Below are 21,057 nucleotides of genomic sequence, written 5' to 3' on the forward strand. Positions count from 1 at the left end.
TTCTATATTTAACGGAATTTTTTTGATTTAATTGTGTGAGAATGTTAATTTTATAGGATTAAGGATTATGAGATTTATAACCTCTCTTATTTCTTTGTTTTAATATATTTGCAATTCAGACTTTAATTATGGCAAAAAAGAAATCAATTTCAGAATCTTCAAACCCGAAAAAGACTAAAAAGGATATTTCCGTAGGTGTCGTAGGAAGTGGAAGTTTTGCAACAGCGATCGTGAAAATGCTCGTAGAAAACTGTAAAACAGTGCATTGGTGCGTAAGAAGCGAATTTGTGAAAGGTGCTATTGAACTTCGTGGTCACAACCCAACATATCTTACAGCTGTTAATTTTAATCTTAAAAATTTAAAGCTTACTACTGATATTAACGAACTTGTTTCTGCTTGCGATGTGGTGGTTTTGGCAACTCCGTCTATTTATTTGTCAGATACGATGGATAAAATGACGTGTGAGTACAAGGACAAAATTTTTGTTTCTGCGATTAAAGGGATTATTCCAAAAGTGAATGATGTCGTGGCGCATTATCTTAAAGAAGAATTTCAGATTGGTTTCAGAAATCAGGCAGTTATTGCAGGACCCTGTCACGCAGAAGAAGTAGCGATGGAAAGACTTTCTTATCTTACGGTGGCGACTGTGGAAGACGAAACTTCAGATAAATTAGTGGGAATTTTTAATTCAGACTTTATAAAAGTCAATTCCAGCAAAGATATTTTAGGAAACGAATACAGCGCAATTCTTAAAAATATTTTCGCGATCGGAGCAGGTATTGCAAGCGGTTTAGGCTACGGAGACAACTTTACCGCAGTTTTTGTGTCCAACGCGATCCGTGAAATGGAAACCTTCCTTGAAGCAATCTACGAAGCTCCGAGAGATGTCAACGAAAGCGCATATTTGGGAGATTTGCTTGTAACGGCATATTCATTATTCTCAAGAAACAGAAATTTAGGAAACCTCATCGGAAAAGGATATACAGTGAAATCAGCCATTCAGTCGATGAACATGGTGGCAGAAGGATATTATGCAGCAGATTCTATTTATAAAACGGCTAGACAGAAAAATCTTGAATTACCAATCATTGACACGATTTATGCGATTTTATATGAAGGCAAAAATGCAGAAAAGCAATTCAAAAAACTAACTGCAAAACTGAATTAAGTTTTAACAAAAGCATAAAGGAACATCAGTAATTTATTTGCTGATGTTTTTTTATGTCTAGTAATCAATAAATTAATCCATCGTCTTACTTCAATAAACGAAGCGGCTTAGTCTGTCTTAAATTATGTACAACTAAATTAAAAAAAACTTTGTCTGCCTTTGCGATAGAGAACAGATCATCCTATTAATCATTTTAAAATATAGTCCTTGGTGAAAAAATCTCCAAAATCTGCGAGAAAACAAATCTAAAATTAACAAATCTAAATGATTAAAAGTTAAATTTCCGAACTGAAAATATCAATGTTAAAAATCATTAAACACCCATTTAATAAAAAACTTTTCCCGAAATTCGTAGTAAATTTCAACGTATGCCAAATACAATTTTAAGCAGAACACCAAAACCAAAATATGATGTTGTTTTAATCGGAGGCGGAATTATGAGCGCCACTTTAGCAACTTTACTTCATGAATTTGACCCGAATTTAAATATAGCAATCTTCGAAAGATTAGGAAGATTTGCCAAAGAAAGCACTGCCGCGTGGAATAATGCAGGAACCGGACATTCAGCTTTCTGCGAATTGAATTATACACCAGAAAATGAAGACGGAACAATAGATATTTCTAAAGCTGAGAAAATCGCCGAGCAGTTCGAGATTTCCAAACAATTCTGGTCTTATCTTATTGATAAAAAATACATTTCGACGCCCACAGATTTTATCAACACTTGTGCGCATATGAGTTTGGTATTTGGTGAAAAAGATGCTGAATATCTTAAAAAACGCCATGAAGCGATGAAAGATTCGCCGTTGTTTTCTGCTATGAAATTCTCGACGGATCACGATCAGTTAAGAGAATGGATTCCTTTGGTGATGAGCAAACGAAATAATGCAGAAGTTCTCGCAGCCACAAAAATGGATTTGGGAACCGATGTAAATTTCGGAAGTTTAACCAGAAAAATGGGAAGACATTTATTAGAAGATTCAAACGTTGAGGTATTTCTTTACCACGAGGTTAAAGATATTGATCCCAGAAGCGACGGAAAGTGGGAAATGAAAGTGAAAGACAGGATTCACAGTCACAAGCAGGAAGTTGTTGCAGATTTTGTTTTTATCGGTGCGGGCGGTTATGCTTTACCGTTATTGGAAAGTTCAGATATCAAGGAGAGTGAAGGTTACGGAGGCTTCCCGGTTTCAGGAGAATGGCTGGTTACGCACAATCCTGAATTAGTAGAAAAACATCAGGCAAAAGTTTATACTCAGGCAACGGTAGATGCGCCGCCAATGTCTGTTCCGCATTTAGATTTAAGGATTATCGATGGTAAAAAAGCATTGTTATTCGGACCGTTTGCAGGATTTTCAACTAAATTTTTAAAAGAAGGAAATTATCTTGATTTACCGGCAAGTGTCAACACAAAAAATATAAAATCGCTTTTCGGAGCTTGGTGGCATAATATTCCGCTGACGAAATATCTTGTACAACAGGTTGCGATGACAAAAGCGCAGAGAATTCAGCATTTAAGAGAGTTTGTAAAAGATGCGAAAGAAGAAGACTGGGAACTGAAAGTTGCCGGGCAGCGGGTACAGGTGATTAAAAAAGATGATCAACTTGGCGGAAAATTGGAATTCGGAACCGAGGTCGTAGTCAATAAACAGGGAACAATTGCTTCTTTGTTAGGTGCGTCTCCTGGAGCTTCTACGGCAGTTTATGCAATGGTGAATGTCCTGGAAAAATGTTTCCGTGAGAAAATTAACGGTGAATGGAAAGAAAAACTTTTAGAAATGATTCCTTCATATGGACAAAAATTAGCCGAAAATCCTGAACTTACCGAAAAAGTAAGAGCGTACAGCAAAGAAAAATTAGAACTCAAATATTAAAATATCAGTAATGGGTGGTGAGTAATATGTAATTTGACGGAATTTTTTATTTCTCGTTGCCAATTACTTATCACCAATTATCATTACCCATCAACCATGGAGGAAGTAGTCGTAAAACCCATCATCGCAAAAGAATTACTGGAATCTCTTCAGACCAAAATTGAGGAAGAGAAACAGGTGATCGTGCATTGCTGTTTTCCGGCATCACCGTTTTTGGGAAATCTGATCAGAATCTGGAATACCACGTACCTTCTTGATAATCATTCAAGTCACAAAAGCAAACTGATTCATGCTGAAAATATTACGATTTATCCGAACTGGACGGTAGTTCCATTTATGAAAGATTTTTGGTTTACTTTAGTTTTTTCGGGTCTTCCGAAAGATTGTACAAGCTTCGATTTTAAAGAAGTTATTCCCGAAGAAGGCGGTTTTTTCGTGAATTCTATTAAGAGAAACGGATCAGATATTTACAGAATTAAAATCTCAGAAGAGTAAATGAAAAAGCATATCTTATTTTTACTTTTGCTATTTCCTCTGCTTGTGTTTTCTCAGAAAAATAAACAGCAGTCGAAGGAGATTCAGGAAATTAAAAAGTTTCAGTCAGATTTAAACAAAGAATATTTAGATCCAAAAGAAACACCTTTGAGAGATGATAATTTTGCTAAATTTAAAAAGCATCCTTTCTTTCCGATAGACTTAAAATACAGAGTTACCGCAAAATTCAGGAAAACTGAAAATCCGCAACCTTTTGATCTTCCCACATCTTCCGGAAAATTGAAATCGTATCAGGAATTTGGGAAAGCGAGTTTTGATTTAGATGGTAAGTCGCACAGCTTGACGATTTACCAAAGTTTAGATTTAATGAAAAAAGAAGAATATAAAGACTATCTTTTTCTTCCTTTTCGTGACAAAACCAACAACAGAGAAACGTACGGCGGTGGAAAATATATGGATTTGAAAATTCCGGAGGGAAATACCATTGTATTAGATTTTAACCAGTCGTATCAGCCTTTTTGCGCTTACAATGCATACGACTACAATTGCCCGATCGTTCCTGAAGAAAATAAACTTGCTGCTGAAATACGAGCAGGAGTGATGTATGAAGATATTTATCATCATTAAATTATGACTGAATTAAAATTTTACCAGCCCGAAGATCTTCCCGAACTAGATTATGTTCTGGACGAGATTCAGTCGCAGTATACCGCAACTGCAAAGCAGGCATTAGAAAAAATTGAAGAGAGAAATCAAAAAGAAGATTTTTTTGCTTATCCAATAACCATATTTTTTGAAGAAAAAGTTGCCGGGTTTTTTGTACTCGATTTCGGCGATGATAAATATGACCTTACAGAAAATCCGGATTCTGTTTTGCTGCGTTCGTTATCTGTAAATCCAGAATTGCAGGGAAGAGGAATCGGAAAATCTTCAATGGCTATAGTTGATAATTTCATTGAAGAGCATTTTTCAGACTGTAACGAGATTGTTTTAGCTGTTAACGAAAAAAATACCGCAGCTTTTCAATTGTATACCGACAGCGGATATAAATTTGACGGTAAAACGCGAGAAGGCAGAAGCGGACCTCAGTTTTTACTGTTTAAAAAGCTTTAGTATAATTTAAAATCTAAATGTCTACTTTGGCGTGATACTTTCAATGAAATTAAGAACTATAAAAATTTAAAATGGAAGTATCGCTTAAAAATCAGGTAGCCATCATCACAGGCGCATCAAGCGGCATCGGCATCGGCATTGCAAAATCAATAGCAGAAGCCGGCGCAACAGTCATTGTGAATCACTCATCCGAAAGATCATCAGAAAATGCTAAAGAAGTTTTAAAGGAAATTACAGATGCCGGAGGAAACGGAATAACTTATCAGTGTGATGTTTCAAAAGAAGATGAAGTTGTCAAGATGTTTCAGGATGTCATTGGAAAATTCGGAACGGTTGATATTTTGGTCAATAATGCCGGGATTCAGAAAGACGCAAAGTTTACAGAAATGACGCTTGATGACTGGAATGCTGTAATGGGCGTTAATCTCACCGGTCAGTTTTTATGCGCCAGAGAAGCCATCAAAGAATTTCTTCGCCGCGGTATCGATACTTCGCGATCTTTGGCCTGCGGAAAAATCATTCATATAAGTTCTGTTCATGAAGTTATTCCCTGGGCAGGTCACGCCAATTATGCTGCTAGTAAAGGTGCAATAAGAATGCTGATGCAGACATTGGCACAGGAATATGGTGCAGATAAGATCCGTGTAAATTCTATTTGCCCCGGAGCAATACAGACACCGATCAATAAAGACGCATGGAGTACTCCGGATGCACTCAATTCTTTGCTGAAACTAATTCCTTATAATAGAATCGGTCAGCCAAAAGATATTGGAAATCTGGCGGCTTTTCTTGCAAGCGATCTGGCAGATTATATTTCCGGCGCGAGTATATTTGTTGACGGCGGAATGACCACTTTTGAAAGCTTTTCTACAGGAGGATGATGAGTATAGCAGTTGTAAAGGTTGAATTGTCAATGGTGAGTCACTTCGTTTTTCAATTTTTTCAATAATTATTTCAAATTAAAAGTTAAATTCACTATTCAAATTGACAATTAATTGCGAAGCAAATTCGCCGTTCATTCTCAAATTCATCAATCAATTATGACAGAAAAAGAAAGATTATCAGATGTTTCATGGAAAAAATGGGGCTCTTATGTAAGCAATCGTGAATGGGGATTGGTGCGAGAAGATTATAGCGCAGATGGTGATGCGTGGAACTATACCAACCACGACATTGCAGAATCTAAAACATACAGGTGGGGCGAGGAAGGCATTTGCGGAATTTGTGATGATGACCAGAAACTCGTTTTTTCTGTCGGTTTTTGGAATAAGAAAGACAAAATTGTAAAAGAACGGTTCTTTGGTCTTTCAAACGGACAGGGAAATCACGGTGAAGATGTAAAAGAATATTTCTATTATCTGGATGCGACGCCCACGCATTCTTACATGAAAATGCTATATAAATATCCTCAGAATGCTTTTCCTTACGAAGATTTAATAAATACAAATGCGGAAAGAAGCAAAGAAGAGACGGAATATGAATTAATTGATACAGGAATTTTTAATAAAAACAAATATTTTGATATTTTCATTGAATATGCCAAAGAAAGTCAGAATGATATTTTAGTTAAAATTACGATTACTAATAAATCCGAATCTGAATCTCCTTTAATTATTTTGCCGACGGTATGGTTTAGAAATACGTGGAATTGGGGTTATGAGGATTATAAACCAAACCTTCAGTCTGAAGAAGCGACCCATATTAAGGTTAACCATAAAGATTTAGAAATTAAAAACATTTATGCAAAACAGTCTTCAAAGACTTTATTCTGCGATAATGAAACTAATAATGAAAAGCTATATCAATCAGCAAATAATTCAAAATATCCAAAAGACGGAATCAATAATTTCGTCATCACAGGAGATTCTTCAACAGTTAATCCGAAAGATATCGGAACTAAGGCATCATTTTTTATAGACGAAAACTTTAAAGCTAAAGAAACCAAAATCTTTGAATTAAGAATCAGTGATAAAGACTTGAAACAGCCTTTTAAAGATTTTAATGAAATTTTTAATAATAGAGTACAAGAGTCGGATGATTTTTATGCTGAAATTCAAAAGGAAATTACTTCTGATGATGAAAAATTGGTTCAGAGACAGGCTTTTGCAGGAATGCTCTGGAACAAAATGTTTTATCATTACAATGTAGAAAAATGGCTGAAAGGTGATCCTTCCCAGATGAATGTTCCCAAATCCAGGGAGAAAATCAGGAATTACGAATGGACGCATCTGAACAATTCGCATATCATATCTATGCCCGATAAGTGGGAATATCCTTGGTACGCAACCTGGGATCTGGCTTTTCACACCATCAGTTTTTCACTGATTGACCCTGAATTTTCAAAGCAGCAACTTAAACTTTTTCTTTTTGAATGGTATATGCATCCCAATGGTCAACTTCCTGCATATGAATGGGATTTTAGCGACGTCAATCCGCCGGTACACGCGTGGGCAGTTTTCAGAGTATTTAAAATAGATGAACAGATGCGTGGAAAACCTGATCTGGCATTTCTCGAAAGTGCATTTCAGAAACTTCTAATGAATTTCACTTGGTGGGTGAACAAAAAAGACAGCAACGGAAATAACATTTTTGAAGGTGGATTTTTGGGACTCGATAACATCGGAATTTTTGACCGGAATACACCGCTGCCAAACGGAGAACGACTGGAACAGGCGGATGGAACAAGCTGGATGGCAATGTTTGCTCTTAATATGATGAGAATTGCGTTAGAATTGGCGCAGTACAATAAAATTTACGAAGAAATGGCGACCAAGTTTTTCGAACATTTTCTTTCGATTGCGCATTCTCTTGATAATATGGGGGAAGAATGTTTCAGCCTTTGGGATGAGCAGGATGAATTTTTCTACGATGCGATTTCTTCGAATGATAAGAACAATATGTATCTAAGAATGAGAACGATTGTAGGACTGATTCCGATGTTTGCCGTTGAGGTCATTGATGATGAAATGATTGAAAAATTACCCAATTTTAAAAACAGAATGAATTGGATTCTCGAAAATAAACCCGAGCTGGCTGCACTGGTCTCTCATTGGGAAATAAAAGGTGAGAAATCAAAACATTTATTGTCGCTGCTCCGTGGTCACCGTTTAAAGAGATTATTATACAGGATGCTGAATCCCAGCGAGTTTCTAAGTGATTATGGAATCAGGGGATTGTCGAAAGAATATGAAGAAAATCCTTATCAATTACATTTAAACGGAACAGATTATTCTGTGAAATATACTCCAGCAGAAAGCGACGGCTCACTTTTCGGAGGAAACAGCAACTGGCGCGGACCAATCTGGTTTCCGATTAATTTTTTAATTATTGAAAGTCTGCAGAAGTTTTTCTTCTATTACAGTCCGGATTTTGTGGTGGAATATCCTACGGGAAGCGGAAATTATTCTAATCTTGAAGAAATTGCGGAGTCGTTGGGAAAAAGATTATCCAACATATTTCTTAAAGATAAGAATGGGAACAGACCATTTAATAATCAGTATCCGCAGTTCCAGACAGATCCCGATTTTAAAGATTATATTCTTTTTTATGAATATTTTCATGGTGATAACGGCCGTGGAGTGGGAGCTTCTCATCAAACCGGCTGGACGGGATTAATTGCCAAACTTCTGCAGCCTGAACCGGCGGAAAAACAATCACTAAAATCTGAAACCAGAACATCAGATATTTCCGGAAAGTAAAAAATTATTCGAAGATCTGCTGAATGATTTCTAAAGAATTCGGAGTTCTGAAATCAGGAATATGATAATGATAATATACTAAAATACTATCTAGAAAATTTTTCCTTTTAGAAGATGGTATTTTAGTTTCGTAAGGGTTTTGTGATGTCATAATGCTTTTCCATATTGAAGAATTTTCTTCATCAAAAATAGGATGCGTAGAGTTGTAAACAAAATTTCCTGTTTCAGGATCGAGAAATTTGCCTTCTCCTAAAAGTGGTGCAACTCCCTGGATTTTTAAAATTTTAATTAAAAAAATGAGATGCGACTGATAATTTTTGTTACTGAGTTGATCTGTAAATTCATCAATTGTGGAAAATAGAGGGAGATTTTTATTTTCATTTCGTAAAATCTGATTCAGAAAATCTGATATGAAAAATACTACCGTGTTGGCTTTTATATCTGTGTAAAGATCATGGAGATTTAGCAATTCAAATCCTGAAATGGTCTGCATGCCACTTCCTTTTCCGAGTCGTACAGAGAAATTTAGTTTATTCAAAGGCAAAAGGAACGCTTTCTTTTTACTTTTTTTGGTATAAATACCTTTTAGAAAATAAGTCTGAAAACCTTCCTCTTCTGTAAAACAATGCAGGATAGCATCGTTTTCTCCGTATTTTATAAAAGAAAGTAAAAAACCGTTTTGAGAATTCATTAATTAACAACAGCTATTTTTGCAGTCGCTTTATCGCTTGCATCTTCATTGGTCATCAAGACAAAATAAATTCCGGATGCTACTCTTTTACCTTTTTGATTATTAAGATCCCACTCATAGTATCCGTTTCTTGCAACTGCAGAATGTACGATATTTCCTGCGGCATCTGTGATTCTGATATTTGTTTTTTCCGCAAGACCTCGTATGGTTACATTTCCTTTAAATTGAGAATGTACCACAGGATTGGGATATACCAATACATTTCCGAAATTTGACGTTACATCTGCTACGTCACCTTGATAAGTCACGATTCCGTCATAAGTAACAAAATATACTTTTCCTGTTTTCTTATCAACTTTAATATCCGTCACCGAATTGGTAGGAAGAGGCGAATTTTCTTTTGTAAATCTTTTAATCACCTGCTCCCCGGAAGCAGAAAGATAATAAACTCCACCGCCGTCAATAGAAATCCATTTTTGATTTCCGCCGTCAACTTCTACCTGCAAAATCTGCGAATCTCTGAAAAGTTCTTCTGCAAGACCATTCTGTTCGATAACGATTGGCTCAAGCTGTACATTTGCATTTTTCACCTCATTGGCTGCGTTGGGAAGTATTCTTAATCCGCTGTCTGTTCCTATCCAAGCATCTCCCGACTTGTCGACCGCCACTGAAAGTGTTCCTCCGGAATTTCCCGGAAGCCCATTGGTAACGCTTAGTAAATATTGAGAATCATCAGAAAAATTTGATGTTTTTTTGTAGTCATAGACCAGAAAATTATTTGATCTCGGAAGTGGAACCCAAAATAAATCCTGACTGAAATATGGCTGTTGTGCGGCACTACTTGTAATTCCGAAATCTTTTACCAAAAACTGATCTGCTGCCCTGTCATAGAAACCAATTGCAGCAGTTGTTCCGGCACTCCCGGAATAGCCCATTGTCGCAAATAAATTATTCTGATCATCGTACGTGAAACCTACAGGCCTTCTCGCGTAAGGATCACTGGCTCCTAAATCATATCTTTTAACAAAATCAAAATCTTTTGATCCTGAGTTATATTTCATTTTGTAAACTCCAAATCCCGCTGCGGTATTATAGTTTGTAAAATATACTTCTGAAGCATTTGAAGGATCGGCAATGGCATCAAGAACGTTAAAAGTCGTGGAGCTTCCAATAAAAAATGTAGAGTAAATCCATTCTGTTCCATTAAAATAATAGAATCCTGGATTTTTCGGATTTGAAATTCCTGTATTAAACCCGCCCTCTCTACCACCGGAAGAAACCAAAAGTTGATTTTCGTTGAATATTCTTAATTTATAGGAATAGTTAAAATAAGGTCCGTCTGGTTTGAAAGAAATATTGTCTTCATTTTTAAGACCAGATAAAATTGTTCCGAGATAAATTCTTGAACCTACTTTCGTTGCAGTATTGCATTCTTCGCCTACCGTCACAGATCCGGCAAAGGTTCCGTTGGTATTATAAGTGTAAACTCTGCTCGCATCAGTAATCACTATATTATCTGCATTGACAACAACGTCACTCACATTCCCAAAAATCTGGGATAGCGGCGTTGAAACACCATTATTGTAAATGTAAGTTGTTGTCGGTGAGGAAAATGATACGATACTTTCAGAATCAATATCAGTAAAATTTCCTGCTAATTCTGTCACCCATGTAGAAAATACGGGGAAAGTTGTATTGAGTTCGTGTGTTTTTAGTCCGGTATTAGTCACCGAAAATACTTTATTATCTTTTATAGTGGCTTCGTTACTAGCCTGATAAACTCCACCAGACACGAAAAAGGCAGAATCTCCGAACTCTTTCTTTTTTAAATCAAAAATTGAAACTCCGTATCCCGCAGACACTACGGCTCTGTCTCCGGTAATCGAAATATGATTAATTTTTTTACTACCGTTATATCCCGTTGCGATAGGGATATCTACAATGTACGTTACGCCTTGTGGTGTTATAACGTCTAATGAGCCATCTTGATAACCTACAAGACCGATCTTAGTTTGCGGATTGTAATCAAAAGCAGCAATTTTGACTTCGTGCAACCCGTTGGCTTTAGAAAGCTTGCTAATTTCTCCGGTGGATATTGTATAGTAGAAAATTCCGTTTTCTGTGGCAGCAACTATTTTTCCGTTGTCTTCTTTGATAGCAAGAATATTATTGTAAGAAAATAAATCTGACCATTTTTTAGAAGAAATGTTCTGCGCAGTTACCTGTTGCAGAGATGCTAAAATACCGAGAGAAATTAAAAGTTTTTTCATATTATGCTATTATACTGCTGTCAATTGCCTGATTATTCCAGGTAATATTTTGTACATTTTTATTTTTATCAAAAAAGAAGTCTAGCCTTCCCAAAAGAAGTCCTGCCCAGCCAACCTGATTGACCAAAACATTTTTTCCCTGCCTGTTTTTATAAGTTTCCGGTGCTGGTAAAAATGTATGGGTATGACCTCCTAAAATTAAGTCAATATTTTCTGTTTTTGATGCTAAAATTTTATCGCTTATTTTTTCAGGCTCACCTTTGTAATCATAGCCGATGTGAGAAAGACAAATAACGAGATCACATTTGTGTTCTTTTTTCAGGAAATTAGAGTAATGCTGAGCAGCATCAATAGGGTCTGACCAAATTGTTTCTCCGTATTGTTTTTTCCCGACTAAACCTTCCAGTTGAATTCCGACTCCGAAAATTCCTACTTTGATTCCATTTTTATTGAAAATCTTGTACTGCGAAGTCTTTCCGTCTAAAACGGTGTTTTTAAAATCATAATTCGAACAGATAAAAGGAAATTTGGCGTTTGGTAAAACCTTTAAAAATCCGTCTAAACCGTTATCAAAATCATGATTTCCCATTGTGGAAGCATCATATTGCATCATCGACATCAGTTTAAATTCCAGTTCGCCTCCAAAAAAATTAAAATATGGAGTTCCCTGAAAAATATCGCCGGAATCGAGCAGCAAAAGATTGCTTTCTTCGCTTCTTATTTTCTGAATTAAACTTGCTCTTCTCGCGAAACCACCTTGATTAGGATTTCTAGTATAACTTTCATCGAAAGGTTCAATTCTGCTGTGTTGATCGTTTGTATGAAGAATGGTCAGTTTACTGGCAGATTTGATTGAATTTAAATTCAACTCGCTTGCCATCATCAGATTAGGAGCTAAGGTCATTGCCAAAGTTCCACCCGTTATTGTTTTTAAAAAGCCTTTTCGATCCATTACTTCTCCCCGATAAAATTTAAACGAATATCTTCTTTAGTTTCAATTTCAGAATTATTTTTAAAATATTCAATGAATAAATCTCTTAATTTAATTCCTGTTGAAATAGATTCACCTTTTGCGAAAAACTTCATATTGTCACCACCTAAAGCCAAATAATCAGAGGTTGCAATGTAATAATCCTGAGAAGGATTTACCGGTTGTCCGTTGATTAAAGTTTTAGATAAAAGTCCGTTACTTGTTTCAATATATAAATGAGAAACAGGATTGTTGACCCGGTTTTTTGCGTAATAATCAAAAAGTCCCTGCAGATCTGCACCTTTCATTTTCACAATGATGACTTCATTTTCAAAAGGCATCACTTCAAAAACGTTTTTCAGAAGAATGTCGCCTTTCCCGATTGTGGTTCTGATTCCTCCGATATTAATCAACGCGGCATCCACATTTTTTTGAAGATTAACTTTTGCCCATCGGTCGGCTCCGTCGAAAGTATAATCTGCTAAAAGATTTCCTAAATTGCTGTTGTCGCCCTGTTTTGTAAGATCTACATTGGTGTGAGAGATTTTTTGATTCATCTCTTTATCCAGTTTTTCTTTATAAGGATTGATGACTTTTACAAATTCCTCATCATTTTTCAGCTCGTTATTAATAGAAATATTGTTTTGAGTCTGCACATTTGATACCTGTAACGAAGTCGTTTTGCAGGCAGTAAGCGAGATCAAAGCAATTCCTAAAAATAAGAATCTATTTTTCATATGTTGTAATCATTTAGTTAAAGATCATATAAATAGCTTTTCATTGCAATGCTCTTTCATATTTCTCTTTAGTATATGCAAATATAATTATATGTATAATAAAACATTATTAATTATGATAAATTCTTAGTGTAATTTATTAAATTTGAAAAAAATATTTCTAAAAGATGAGCATTTTAAAAGGAGTAGGTGTTGCTTTGGTAACGCCCTTTAATGAAGATTTATCCGTAGATTTCGAAAGTTTAACGAAACTTATTGAGTACAATATCGAAAACGGAACCAACTACTTGGTGGTTTTGGGAACTACAGCGGAAGCTGCTACACTTTCTTCAGATGAGAAAAAACAGGTCGTAGAGCACATCATTAAAGTTAATAATAAACGTGTTCCTTTGGTTTTAGGAATCGGTGGAAACAATACTTTAGAAGTAAAAAAGCAGATCGAAGAAACCGACTTGTCTGATTTTGAAGCCGTTTTATCGGTATCTCCATATTATAACAAACCCAATCAGGAAGGTCTTTACCAGCATTATAAAGCTCTGGCATCTACCGGGAAGAATATTATCATTTATAACGTTCCTTCAAGAACCGGACAAAATGTAGAGGCAGAAACGACTTTGCGTCTGGCGAATGAATTCCCGAATTTATTCTTAATAAAAGAAGCCGCGCCCAATATCCTTCAGTATTTCGATATTTTAAGAAAAAAGCCGAACGGTTTCAATCTAGTTTCCGGTGATGACGAGTTTACACTTCCTGTGACTTTAGCCGGTGGAGCAGGAGTAATTTCCGTGATTGGACAAGGTTACCCGAAAGAATTTTCAACAATGGTTCAGTTAGCTTTCGATAAAAAAGTAGATGAAGCATATGAGATTCACAACAGGTTGGTTGAAATTACAAGACTGATTTTCGCAGAAGGAAATCCTTGTGGAATTAAAGTGATTTTAGCAGAAAAAGGATTGATTAAAAATTATCTGCGACTTCCGTTAGTTCCTGCATCAGAAGGACTTTACGCGAAAATTAAAGCTGAAATGGCGAAAATTTAAAGTGAATATTGGTATTTTCCATTTAACTTGAAATAATGAAAAGTGAAAGGTATAATGCTTTTCACTTTTTTTAGTATATAATTTAACTTTAAATTTTTAACACATTAGTTTTTAGGTAATTATGTTCTAAAATATTTTCATGATTGGTCTAAAAACTTTGTGACTCATTTGTTTAAATATATTTTCAAAATATGAAACTAATCAAAGCAACAGAAAAAGATATTCCTCTAATTCAGGATTTGGCAAAAAGATCCTGGGAAAATGCTTACGCAGAAATACTTTCGCGCGAGCAGATGAAATATATGCTTGAAAACATGTATTCCGAGATTGAAATTTCGCTACATTTAAAGAATCCTAACTATCATTATTATCTTGTTTTTGATGAAGTTTTAAATTTATTTGACGGATTTTTAGGCTACGAAAATCATTATGAAAATCAAACAACAAAGCTTCACCGAATTTATCTTGTTCCCGAAAGCAAAGGAAAGGGTCTGGGGAAAAAAACTTTAGAATTTTTAAATGAAAAAGTAAAAAAAAGTGGTGACAGTAGAATTATTTTAAACGTAAATAAATATAATTCTGCAAAGAACTTCTATAAATCTCAAGGGTTTGAAATTTATAAAGAAACAGTTATAGATGTAGGAAATGGCTTCGTAATGGACGATTTCTTGATGGAAAAAAATGTATAGATCATAAAAAGCGGGCTTTAGCCCGTTTTAGATTTAAATAAAATTCCATAGGCTTTAGCCAAAACTTAAACCTAAGAAATTTTACTCCACTTATTTTTTCCTTTATAATACTGTAGATAATAATTTTTGATAATCTGATGCTCCGGTCTCGAAAGTAAGGGATCTGCTTCGAGAATTCTTTCAACCATATTTTTGGTGTTTTTGATGATCGCAGAATCGTTGACCAAATCTAATCTTTTGAAATCGACAACGCCACTTTGCTGAGTTCCCAAGATATCGCCGGGACCGCGCAATTGCATATCGACTTCAGAAATTTTGAATCCGTCATTGGTTTCTGTCATAGTTTTAATTCTTGTTCGGCTTTCAGTAGATAATTTATCCGAAGTCATCAAAATACAGTAACTCTGTTCGGCTCCTCTGCCAACCCGGCCTCGCAACTGATGCAGCTGAGACAAACCAAATCTTTCGGCACTTTCAATCACCATAACTGAGGCATTCGGAACATTTACACCAACTTCAATTACCGTTGTTGCTACCATAATTTGCGATTTCCCTGCTGCAAAATAGTTCATGGCTTCGTCTTTTTCATCGGGTTTCATTCGTCCGTGAAGCATGATTACATTGTAATTTGAGAAATTTTCCATGACATGCTCAAGACCTTCCATCAGATTTTTATAATCTAAAGTTTCAGATTCTTCAATAAGTGGATAAACGAAGTAAATTTGCCTGCCTTTTCGAATTTCTTCATGACAGAAATTATAAACATACGCTCTGTCTTTTTCCCTGCGATGAGCGGTAATAATTGGTTTTCTTCCAACAGGCATTTCGTCAATTACAGAAACATCAAGATCCGAGTAAAAACTCATTGCCAAAGTTCGCGGAATCGGCGTTGCGGTCATGACCAGAATATGAGGCGGGATTTTATTTTTTGCCCAAAGTTTTGCTCTTTGCGCTACTCCAAACCGGTGTTGCTCATCAATAATTGCTAAACCGAGATTTTTAAACTTCACTTTATCTTCCAAAACTGCATGAGTTCCCACCAAAATTGAAAGCTCACCGTTTTCCAGTTCTTCGTGAATGATTTTACGTGCAGAAGCCTTTACCGAGCCTGTAAGGATGCTGACCTTAATACTGGTGTCTTTCAGTAAATCTTTAATTCCATTGTAATGTTGTTGAGCTAGAATTTCCGTCGGAGCCATCAAGCAGCTTTGAAAACCATTGTCTAGCGCAATTAGCATCGTTAATAAAGCAACCATCGTTTTCCCCGAACCTACATCGCCCTGCAAAAGTCGGTTCATTTGGATAGGCTTCTTCATGTCGAGCCGAATTTCTTTTAAAACTCTTTTTTGGGCGTTCGTTAATTCAAAAGGAAGGTGACTTTCATAAAAATCTGTAAAATAATCGCCAACGATTGGAAACGGATTTCCGTACGATTTTGTTTTGTGGTGAGCTTTTTTTAAGCCAAAACCTAATTGAAAAAAGAACGATTCTTCAAATTTTAATCTAAAATCTGCTTTCTCAAAATATTCTAAATTTTCCGGAAAATGAATGTTTAAATACGTTTGTTGCCGCGACAAAAACTTCATCGACTGAATCATATATTCCGAAAGATTTTCTTGAATAATATTTGGAATTTCTTTACAGATATTTCTTAAGATTACCTGAAAAAACTTCTGATTCAAACCTCTTTTGGTCAGCTTTTCCGAGCTTGGATAAATCGGTCTCAGGCGATTGTCTTTATCCTTATTTTCATCCAGTTCAATTTCCGGATGCGGCATCGAAAACTGATTGTTGAAAGCATTAATTTTTCCGAAAATAAAAACTTCCCGATTTACCGGAAGCTGTTCCTTAAGCCATTTCGAATACTGAAACCACACCAGATCCATACTTCCTGTGTCATCATTGAATTTGGCGGTCAATCTCTTTATTTTTCCGTTATGAATTTCCTGAACATTAGAAATTTTTCCTTTCAGCTGAATTTCAATGTTGCTTTCCTGAAGGTTGCCGATTTTGTACAGTTTGTTTTTATCAATGTAGCGAATCGGGTAGAAGTGCAAAAGATCTTCAACGGTAGAAATTCCCAACACATTCTTGATGAGTTTGGCTCGTTCCGGACCGATTCCTTTTACGTATTCTATTGAAGTTTCTAAAGTCAATTCGTAGAAAGCCACGAATTTCGGGAAAATTTAGAAATAAAAAAAGCTTTCAAATATGAAAGCTTTCATCGTTATTTAATTTTGATCTGAAAGAATTAACCGATATGAAGCTAATCTTTTATATTCGATTTAAATTTCTTCTGAAAATCTTCCCATTCTTCGCGGGTTTTTATTTTCTTATATAGATTATCTGAAATTAATGAAAGATAAGGTTCTAGCTCTTTTGCAGAAAGTTCGCCTTGTAAGATGGTAATTGGTCCGCCAATTTCGTCCAGAAAAACAGTACTTGGAACTGCTCCTACATTCATAAACTGAGTAAATTCATGCAGAGAGTTTCTTCCTTTTTTGTGAGCCGTGTTTTCGTTAGAAAATTTTCTTCCGAAGATTTCAATATCCTTCTTTTCTTCGGCGTTGAATTTAACCGGATAATAGTTTTGATTTAAAAAATCTGAAATTACTGCATTTCCGTATGTCTTTTTTTCCATTATTTTACACGGTCCGCACCAGTCTGCATAGAAATCGATCAGTATTTTTTTAGGCTGAACTTTCTGTGCATTTAAAGCTTCTTCAATTGTCATCCACTTTACCTGAGCAAAATTTAGAGTAATAAAAAGAGTAAAAAATGCGCTTATAATTTTTTTCATATCGTTTATGTATTTGATCAGCCTAGATGCTCATCGTTATCTAACCTCCTGCATTAATTTTTTGACTAATGGAGATATCAAAATTAATACCACACCGGCAATAACTGCATAGAGAGCCAATTGTTTGTAACCTTCTGTGTATGTTATTAATGCGTCATAATTGGTAGAGCCTTCTTTGGCGGTTGCCAATCCTGCTCCGATGATTCCTGCGACATACTGTCCATATGCGGATGCCAGAAACCACATTCCCATCATCATTCCTTGAAGGTTTTTTGTGGAAAGTTTAGTCATGATAGAAAGCCCGATAGGTGAAAGGCATAGCTCTCCTAATGTGATTACCAACAATGCAATCGTAAAGAAATTTAATGAAGTAATTCCTTGTAAATCAGCAAAAAACCTGGTGGCAAAAAGCACATAATAACCTAATCCCAAGAAAATAAATCCTAAGCCAAACTTAATAATCGTATTGGGTTCTATTTTTCTTTTGCTCATCCATATCCACAGTAAGCCAAGAAGTGGAGCCAGGAAAATGATGAAAAATGCACCACCTGAATTGTTGACACCATTGGGATCTAAGCCAAGTAAATCTTTATTTAAATTTTTAGCTGCAAAAATGCTTAACGAACCTCCGCTTTGCTCATAAATTCCCCAAAACAGGATCGAAAATAGAATAAAAACCAACGCTGCCCAAAGCTTTTTTCTTTCATTGGGTGTCACTTTCGACATTTCAAAAAATAAATAAATCAATGTCAAAGGGCCTACCGTCCACATAAAATAGTCGGTGTATTCCGGAACTGAAACCATTGTCATAATGATTGGAATAAAAATCAGAGATAAAATATAAACTCCGTATTCTTTCCATTTTGCCATTGGTGCAGATTTCACTTCATTTAAAGGATGTCCTGGCTGAAGACCGATTGTACCCAAACTTCTTTGAGTAAAAATAAAATTGATTAAGCTGATGACCATTACAATTGCGGCAAGTCCGAATGCAACATTCCATCTTAATCCTTCAGATATGATACTTCCGAAAAGTTCACCTTTTCCAATTGCAATGCATAAATAACCGCCAAGCAATGCGCCAAGATTAATTCCTGCATAAAAAAGTGAAAATCCGGCATCGGCTCTAGAATCGTTTGGTTTGTAAAGCTGACCAACCATTGAAGAAATATTTGGCTTAAAAAAACCTGTGCCTACGACGGTAAATGCAATTCCCAAAAAGAAAAACTTGTGCGGATCTGTTGCGAGAATTAAACTTCCTACGATCATTAAAAGTCCACCCCAGAATAGAGATTTTCTAAAGCCTAAAATTTTATCAGCAAAAAGTCCTCCTACAAAAGTGAAAGCATACACGAAAGCCTGCGTTGCTCCGTATTGAAGGTTGGCTTCTTTTTCGTGGAAATTTAATTGTGAAATCATAAAGAAAACAAGCATTCCTCGCATTCCGTAGAAGCAGAAGCGTTCCCACATTTCAGAGAAAAAAAGCGACCAGATTTGTTTTGGATATTTTCCTTTAAAATTTTGTATTTCGTCTAAAGTTAGGTTCATTGATAAATTGGTATTTGAAGCAGTAATAAATTTAATCAGTACTATGTTGAAATTAGTATCTTATTAATAATTTACTAATGTAAAAAAAAACCTCTGAAAAATCAGAGGTTTGAAAATTATTTTAATGATGAATTAGTTTACACCGTGCATCATTTTTTTCAAAATTGGCGAAATCAATGCTAAAATTGCTCCTGCAATTCCACAAAGGATAACAAATACCATGAAGAATTCAAATAAATTATGGATTTCAAATCCTGCGAAACTGTTGTAAACAGTAGAGATTTGTTCTTTATCTAAAAGAGATATTTGATCTGCACTTAAAGTAACTTTTTTATCTAAAACATCCTGCAGATTAATTCCCAGTTCTTTTGCTTTTAAGAATTTATCACCTGTTGCCGGTAAGATTGATCCTAAAGTTCCTGATAAAGCATAACCTGCGGCATTTGCGATAAAAAATACACCAAATAAAAGTGATGCAAATCTTTTAGGAGCTAATTTACCAACTAAAGACAAACCAATTGGAGATAAACATAATTCGCCCATTGTTTGAATTAAATATAGTAAAATCAACCATTTAACGGCAAGTAATCCGGTATTTCCTAAATCTTTAACATTGTAAGCAATTATTAAATAACTTAAAGCAATTAAACCAAGCCCTATTGCTTGTTTTAGAGGTGAAACAGGTTCTTTTTTATTGGCTCGTAATTTATCCCAAAGCATACTGAATGGAACTGCCAAAACTACAATAAAAAGACCGTTAAATATCTGAACCATTGATGGCGGCATATTCCAGCCCAAAATATGTCTGTCTGTCTGGTTATCTGCAATAAACGTTAATGAAGATCCTGCCTGCTCGAAAGCTGCCCAAAAGAATATAATGAAAAAAGATACGATATAAATTACCCAGATTCTATCTCTTTCGATCTTGTTTTCAGTAGCTGACATAATTAAATAAGCCAAAGCAAGTCCCATAGAATAAATAAATGGATAGATTACTGCTTTCACAAATTCTCCCATACCCACAGAACCAAAGCCAACTTTGCTAACAAATAAATACTGAAATCCGAAGAAAGTTACCAGAAAAACAACAACTGCAATACCGATAGATTTTCCGGAAAATTTAGCGGTTTGTGATTCGCCTTCTTCAAAATCTTCAGCTGTGCTTTCACTTGGTAAACCACCGATTGGTCTTCCTTCTGGTGTTATAACATATTTATTTTTAAGTAAAATGAAAGTCAATGTGCCGATTGTCATAGCGATAGATGCTGCCAAAAATCCCCATTTAAAAGCGTGAATGTCTCTAAGGCCGTTAGAATCTTTTACATCTCCTAAAAATGGACAGATAAATTGACCTAAAAATGCTCCCAAGTTAATCCCCATGTAGAAAATTGTAAATGCAGAATCTAATTTAGATTTTTCCTGCTTGGGATAGAGGCTTCCCACCATCGAAGAAATATTAGGTTTGAAAAACCCATTTCCAAAAATGATCACTCCCAAAGCAATCCACATTAATGTTTGTGCAGATCCCAGATTAGACCCAAATGTTGATGCACTCATGAACATTAAAAACTGTCCAAGTGCCATTAATGCGCCTCCAACGATAATACAGTATCTATTTCCTAAAAATCGGTCTGCAATAAAACCTCCCAACATTGGTGTTAGATAACACAGAGCTAAAAAGCCACCATATATGATGGTAACATCGCCTTCTTTCATTAATAGAGAGTTTACCATAAATAAGGTAAGCAATGCTCTCATTCCGTAAAAATTGAAACGCTCCCACATCTCTGTTCCGAATAGAACCCATAATCCTTTAGGGTGTTTAGTCTGCGACTGAACTACTGTATCCATATATTACTTGTTAATTTTTTGTTAAGATTGACAAATATAGTTTTTTTTGAGTTTTTGACAAGGTTTTAATTTGATTTAAACAAAAAAGCCGCAGAACATTCTGCGGCTTAAG

Annotated in this window: 17 protein-coding genes; 9 read left to right on the forward strand and 8 right to left on the reverse strand. The window is 35.5% G+C overall.

What is annotated here, in order from left to right:
• Window positions 1–128 precede the first annotated feature (128 nt).
• The 7 genes from PGH12_RS16245 to PGH12_RS16275 all read left to right on the forward strand — a co-directional run bounded on the left by PGH12_RS16245 (window position 129) and on the right by PGH12_RS16275 (window position 8,349).
• Window positions 129–1,169: an NAD(P)H-dependent glycerol-3-phosphate dehydrogenase gene (locus PGH12_RS16245; protein ID WP_267598526.1), complete on the forward strand. Its 1,041-nt coding sequence runs from the start codon at window positions 129–131 to the stop codon at window positions 1,167–1,169.
• A gap of 368 nt (window positions 1,170–1,537) precedes the next feature.
• The gene (gene mqo, locus PGH12_RS16250) at window positions 1,538–3,043 is read left to right on the forward strand and encodes a malate dehydrogenase (quinone) (protein WP_267598527.1); all 1,506 of its coding nucleotides are present in this window, start codon (window positions 1,538–1,540) and stop codon (window positions 3,041–3,043) included.
• Between the two features lie 96 nt (window positions 3,044–3,139).
• A complete protein-coding gene (locus tag PGH12_RS16255) occupies window positions 3,140–3,538 on the forward strand; it encodes a hypothetical protein (protein ID WP_267598528.1) in 399 nt (132 codons plus the stop codon).
• On the forward strand, window positions 3,539–4,165 hold the full coding sequence (locus PGH12_RS16260; protein ID WP_267598529.1) for a DUF1684 domain-containing protein: 627 nt from the start codon (window positions 3,539–3,541) through the stop codon (window positions 4,163–4,165).
• A gap of 3 nt (window positions 4,166–4,168) precedes the next feature.
• Entirely contained in the window at window positions 4,169–4,651 is a 483-nt protein-coding gene (locus PGH12_RS16265; protein WP_267598530.1) for a GNAT family N-acetyltransferase, read from the forward strand.
• Between the two features lie 71 nt (window positions 4,652–4,722).
• The gene (locus PGH12_RS16270) at window positions 4,723–5,532 is read left to right on the forward strand and encodes a glucose 1-dehydrogenase (protein ID WP_267598531.1); all 810 of its coding nucleotides are present in this window, start codon (window positions 4,723–4,725) and stop codon (window positions 5,530–5,532) included.
• 159 nt (window positions 5,533–5,691) lie between these two features.
• A complete protein-coding gene (locus PGH12_RS16275) occupies window positions 5,692–8,349 on the forward strand; it encodes an MGH1-like glycoside hydrolase domain-containing protein (RefSeq protein WP_267598532.1) in 2,658 nt (885 codons plus the stop codon).
• A 4-nt stretch (window positions 8,350–8,353) separates the two neighbouring features.
• Here the strand turns inward: PGH12_RS16275 and recO are convergent, their stop codons facing one another.
• Genes recO through PGH12_RS16295 form a run of 4 tightly spaced genes read right to left on the reverse strand, consistent with a single transcriptional unit; the run spans window position 8,354 to window position 13,017 of the window.
• Window positions 8,354–9,040 (reverse strand): DNA repair protein RecO, encoded by a 687-nt coding sequence (gene recO, locus PGH12_RS16280; protein WP_267598533.1) that lies wholly within the window; start codon window positions 9,038–9,040, stop codon window positions 8,354–8,356.
• The gene (gene porZ / locus PGH12_RS16285) at window positions 9,040–11,310 is read right to left on the reverse strand and encodes a type IX secretion system anionic LPS delivery protein PorZ (RefSeq protein ID WP_267598534.1); all 2,271 of its coding nucleotides are present in this window, start codon (window positions 11,308–11,310) and stop codon (window positions 9,040–9,042) included. Before porZ ends, recO begins: the two co-directional genes overlap by 1 nt.
• A gap of 1 nt (window position 11,311) precedes the next feature.
• Window positions 11,312–12,262 (reverse strand): bifunctional metallophosphatase/5'-nucleotidase, encoded by a 951-nt coding sequence (locus PGH12_RS16290; protein WP_267598535.1) that lies wholly within the window; start codon window positions 12,260–12,262, stop codon window positions 11,312–11,314.
• Window positions 12,262–13,017, reverse strand: a complete 756-nt coding sequence (locus PGH12_RS16295) for a 5'-nucleotidase C-terminal domain-containing protein (protein WP_267598536.1) — start codon at window positions 13,015–13,017, stop codon at window positions 12,262–12,264. Before PGH12_RS16295 ends, PGH12_RS16290 begins: the two co-directional genes overlap by 1 nt.
• Before the next feature lie 167 nt (window positions 13,018–13,184).
• Here PGH12_RS16295 and dapA point away from each other — a divergent pair, with 167 nt between their 5' ends.
• The gene (gene dapA, locus PGH12_RS16300; protein WP_267598537.1) at window positions 13,185–14,057 is read left to right on the forward strand and encodes a 4-hydroxy-tetrahydrodipicolinate synthase; all 873 of its coding nucleotides are present in this window, start codon (window positions 13,185–13,187) and stop codon (window positions 14,055–14,057) included.
• Between the two features lie 191 nt (window positions 14,058–14,248).
• The gene (locus tag PGH12_RS16305) at window positions 14,249–14,746 is read left to right on the forward strand and encodes a GNAT family N-acetyltransferase (RefSeq protein WP_267598538.1); all 498 of its coding nucleotides are present in this window, start codon (window positions 14,249–14,251) and stop codon (window positions 14,744–14,746) included.
• A 71-nt stretch (window positions 14,747–14,817) separates the two neighbouring features.
• Here PGH12_RS16305 and recG read toward each other — a convergent pair whose 3' ends face one another.
• The 4 genes from recG to PGH12_RS16325 form a co-directional block, all read right to left on the reverse strand.
• Window positions 14,818–16,902: an ATP-dependent DNA helicase RecG gene (gene recG, locus PGH12_RS16310; RefSeq protein ID WP_267598810.1), complete on the reverse strand. Its 2,085-nt coding sequence runs from the start codon at window positions 16,900–16,902 to the stop codon at window positions 14,818–14,820.
• Window positions 16,903–17,012: 110 nt separating this feature from the next.
• Window positions 17,013–17,546, reverse strand: a complete 534-nt coding sequence (locus tag PGH12_RS16315; protein WP_267598539.1) for a thioredoxin family protein — start codon at window positions 17,544–17,546, stop codon at window positions 17,013–17,015.
• A gap of 36 nt (window positions 17,547–17,582) precedes the next feature.
• Window positions 17,583–19,094: a peptide MFS transporter gene (locus tag PGH12_RS16320; RefSeq protein WP_267598540.1), complete on the reverse strand. Its 1,512-nt coding sequence runs from the start codon at window positions 19,092–19,094 to the stop codon at window positions 17,583–17,585.
• A gap of 132 nt (window positions 19,095–19,226) precedes the next feature.
• Entirely contained in the window at window positions 19,227–20,945 is a 1,719-nt protein-coding gene (locus PGH12_RS16325; RefSeq protein WP_267598541.1) for a peptide MFS transporter, read from the reverse strand.
• Window positions 20,946–21,057: the final 112 nt, after the last annotated feature.

Source organism: Chryseobacterium sp. CY350, from assembly GCF_027945075.1.
Lineage (GTDB): Bacteria > Bacteroidota > Bacteroidia > Flavobacteriales > Weeksellaceae > Chryseobacterium.

Excerpts from the sequence above, each read along its gene's own strand:
- PGH12_RS16245 (WP_267598526.1), top strand. The coding sequence starts at position 129 with ATGGCAAAAAAGAAATCAATTTCAGAATCTTCAAACCCGAAAAAGACT.
- mqo (WP_267598527.1), top strand. The coding sequence starts at position 1,538 with ATGCCAAATACAATTTTAAGCAGAACACCAAAACCAAAATATGATGTT.
- PGH12_RS16255 (WP_267598528.1), top strand. The coding sequence starts at position 3,140 with ATGGAGGAAGTAGTCGTAAAACCCATCATCGCAAAAGAATTACTGGAA.
- PGH12_RS16260 (WP_267598529.1), top strand. The coding sequence starts at position 3,539 with ATGAAAAAGCATATCTTATTTTTACTTTTGCTATTTCCTCTGCTTGTG.
- PGH12_RS16265 (WP_267598530.1), top strand. The coding sequence starts at position 4,169 with ATGACTGAATTAAAATTTTACCAGCCCGAAGATCTTCCCGAACTAGAT.
- PGH12_RS16270 (WP_267598531.1), top strand. The coding sequence starts at position 4,723 with ATGGAAGTATCGCTTAAAAATCAGGTAGCCATCATCACAGGCGCATCA.
- PGH12_RS16275 (WP_267598532.1), top strand. The coding sequence starts at position 5,692 with ATGACAGAAAAAGAAAGATTATCAGATGTTTCATGGAAAAAATGGGGC.
- recO (WP_267598533.1), bottom strand. The coding sequence starts at position 9,040 with ATGAATTCTCAAAACGGTTTTTTACTTTCTTTTATAAAATACGGAGAA.
- porZ (WP_267598534.1), bottom strand. The coding sequence starts at position 11,310 with ATGAAAAAACTTTTAATTTCTCTCGGTATTTTAGCATCTCTGCAACAG.
- PGH12_RS16290 (WP_267598535.1), bottom strand. The coding sequence starts at position 12,262 with ATGGATCGAAAAGGCTTTTTAAAAACAATAACGGGTGGAACTTTGGCA.
- PGH12_RS16295 (WP_267598536.1), bottom strand. The coding sequence starts at position 13,017 with ATGAAAAATAGATTCTTATTTTTAGGAATTGCTTTGATCTCGCTTACT.
- dapA (WP_267598537.1), top strand. The coding sequence starts at position 13,185 with ATGAGCATTTTAAAAGGAGTAGGTGTTGCTTTGGTAACGCCCTTTAAT.
- PGH12_RS16305 (WP_267598538.1), top strand. The coding sequence starts at position 14,249 with ATGAAACTAATCAAAGCAACAGAAAAAGATATTCCTCTAATTCAGGAT.
- PGH12_RS16315 (WP_267598539.1), bottom strand. The coding sequence starts at position 17,546 with ATGAAAAAAATTATAAGCGCATTTTTTACTCTTTTTATTACTCTAAAT.
- PGH12_RS16320 (WP_267598540.1), bottom strand. The coding sequence starts at position 19,094 with ATGAACCTAACTTTAGACGAAATACAAAATTTTAAAGGAAAATATCCA.
- PGH12_RS16325 (WP_267598541.1), bottom strand. The coding sequence starts at position 20,945 with ATGGATACAGTAGTTCAGTCGCAGACTAAACACCCTAAAGGATTATGG.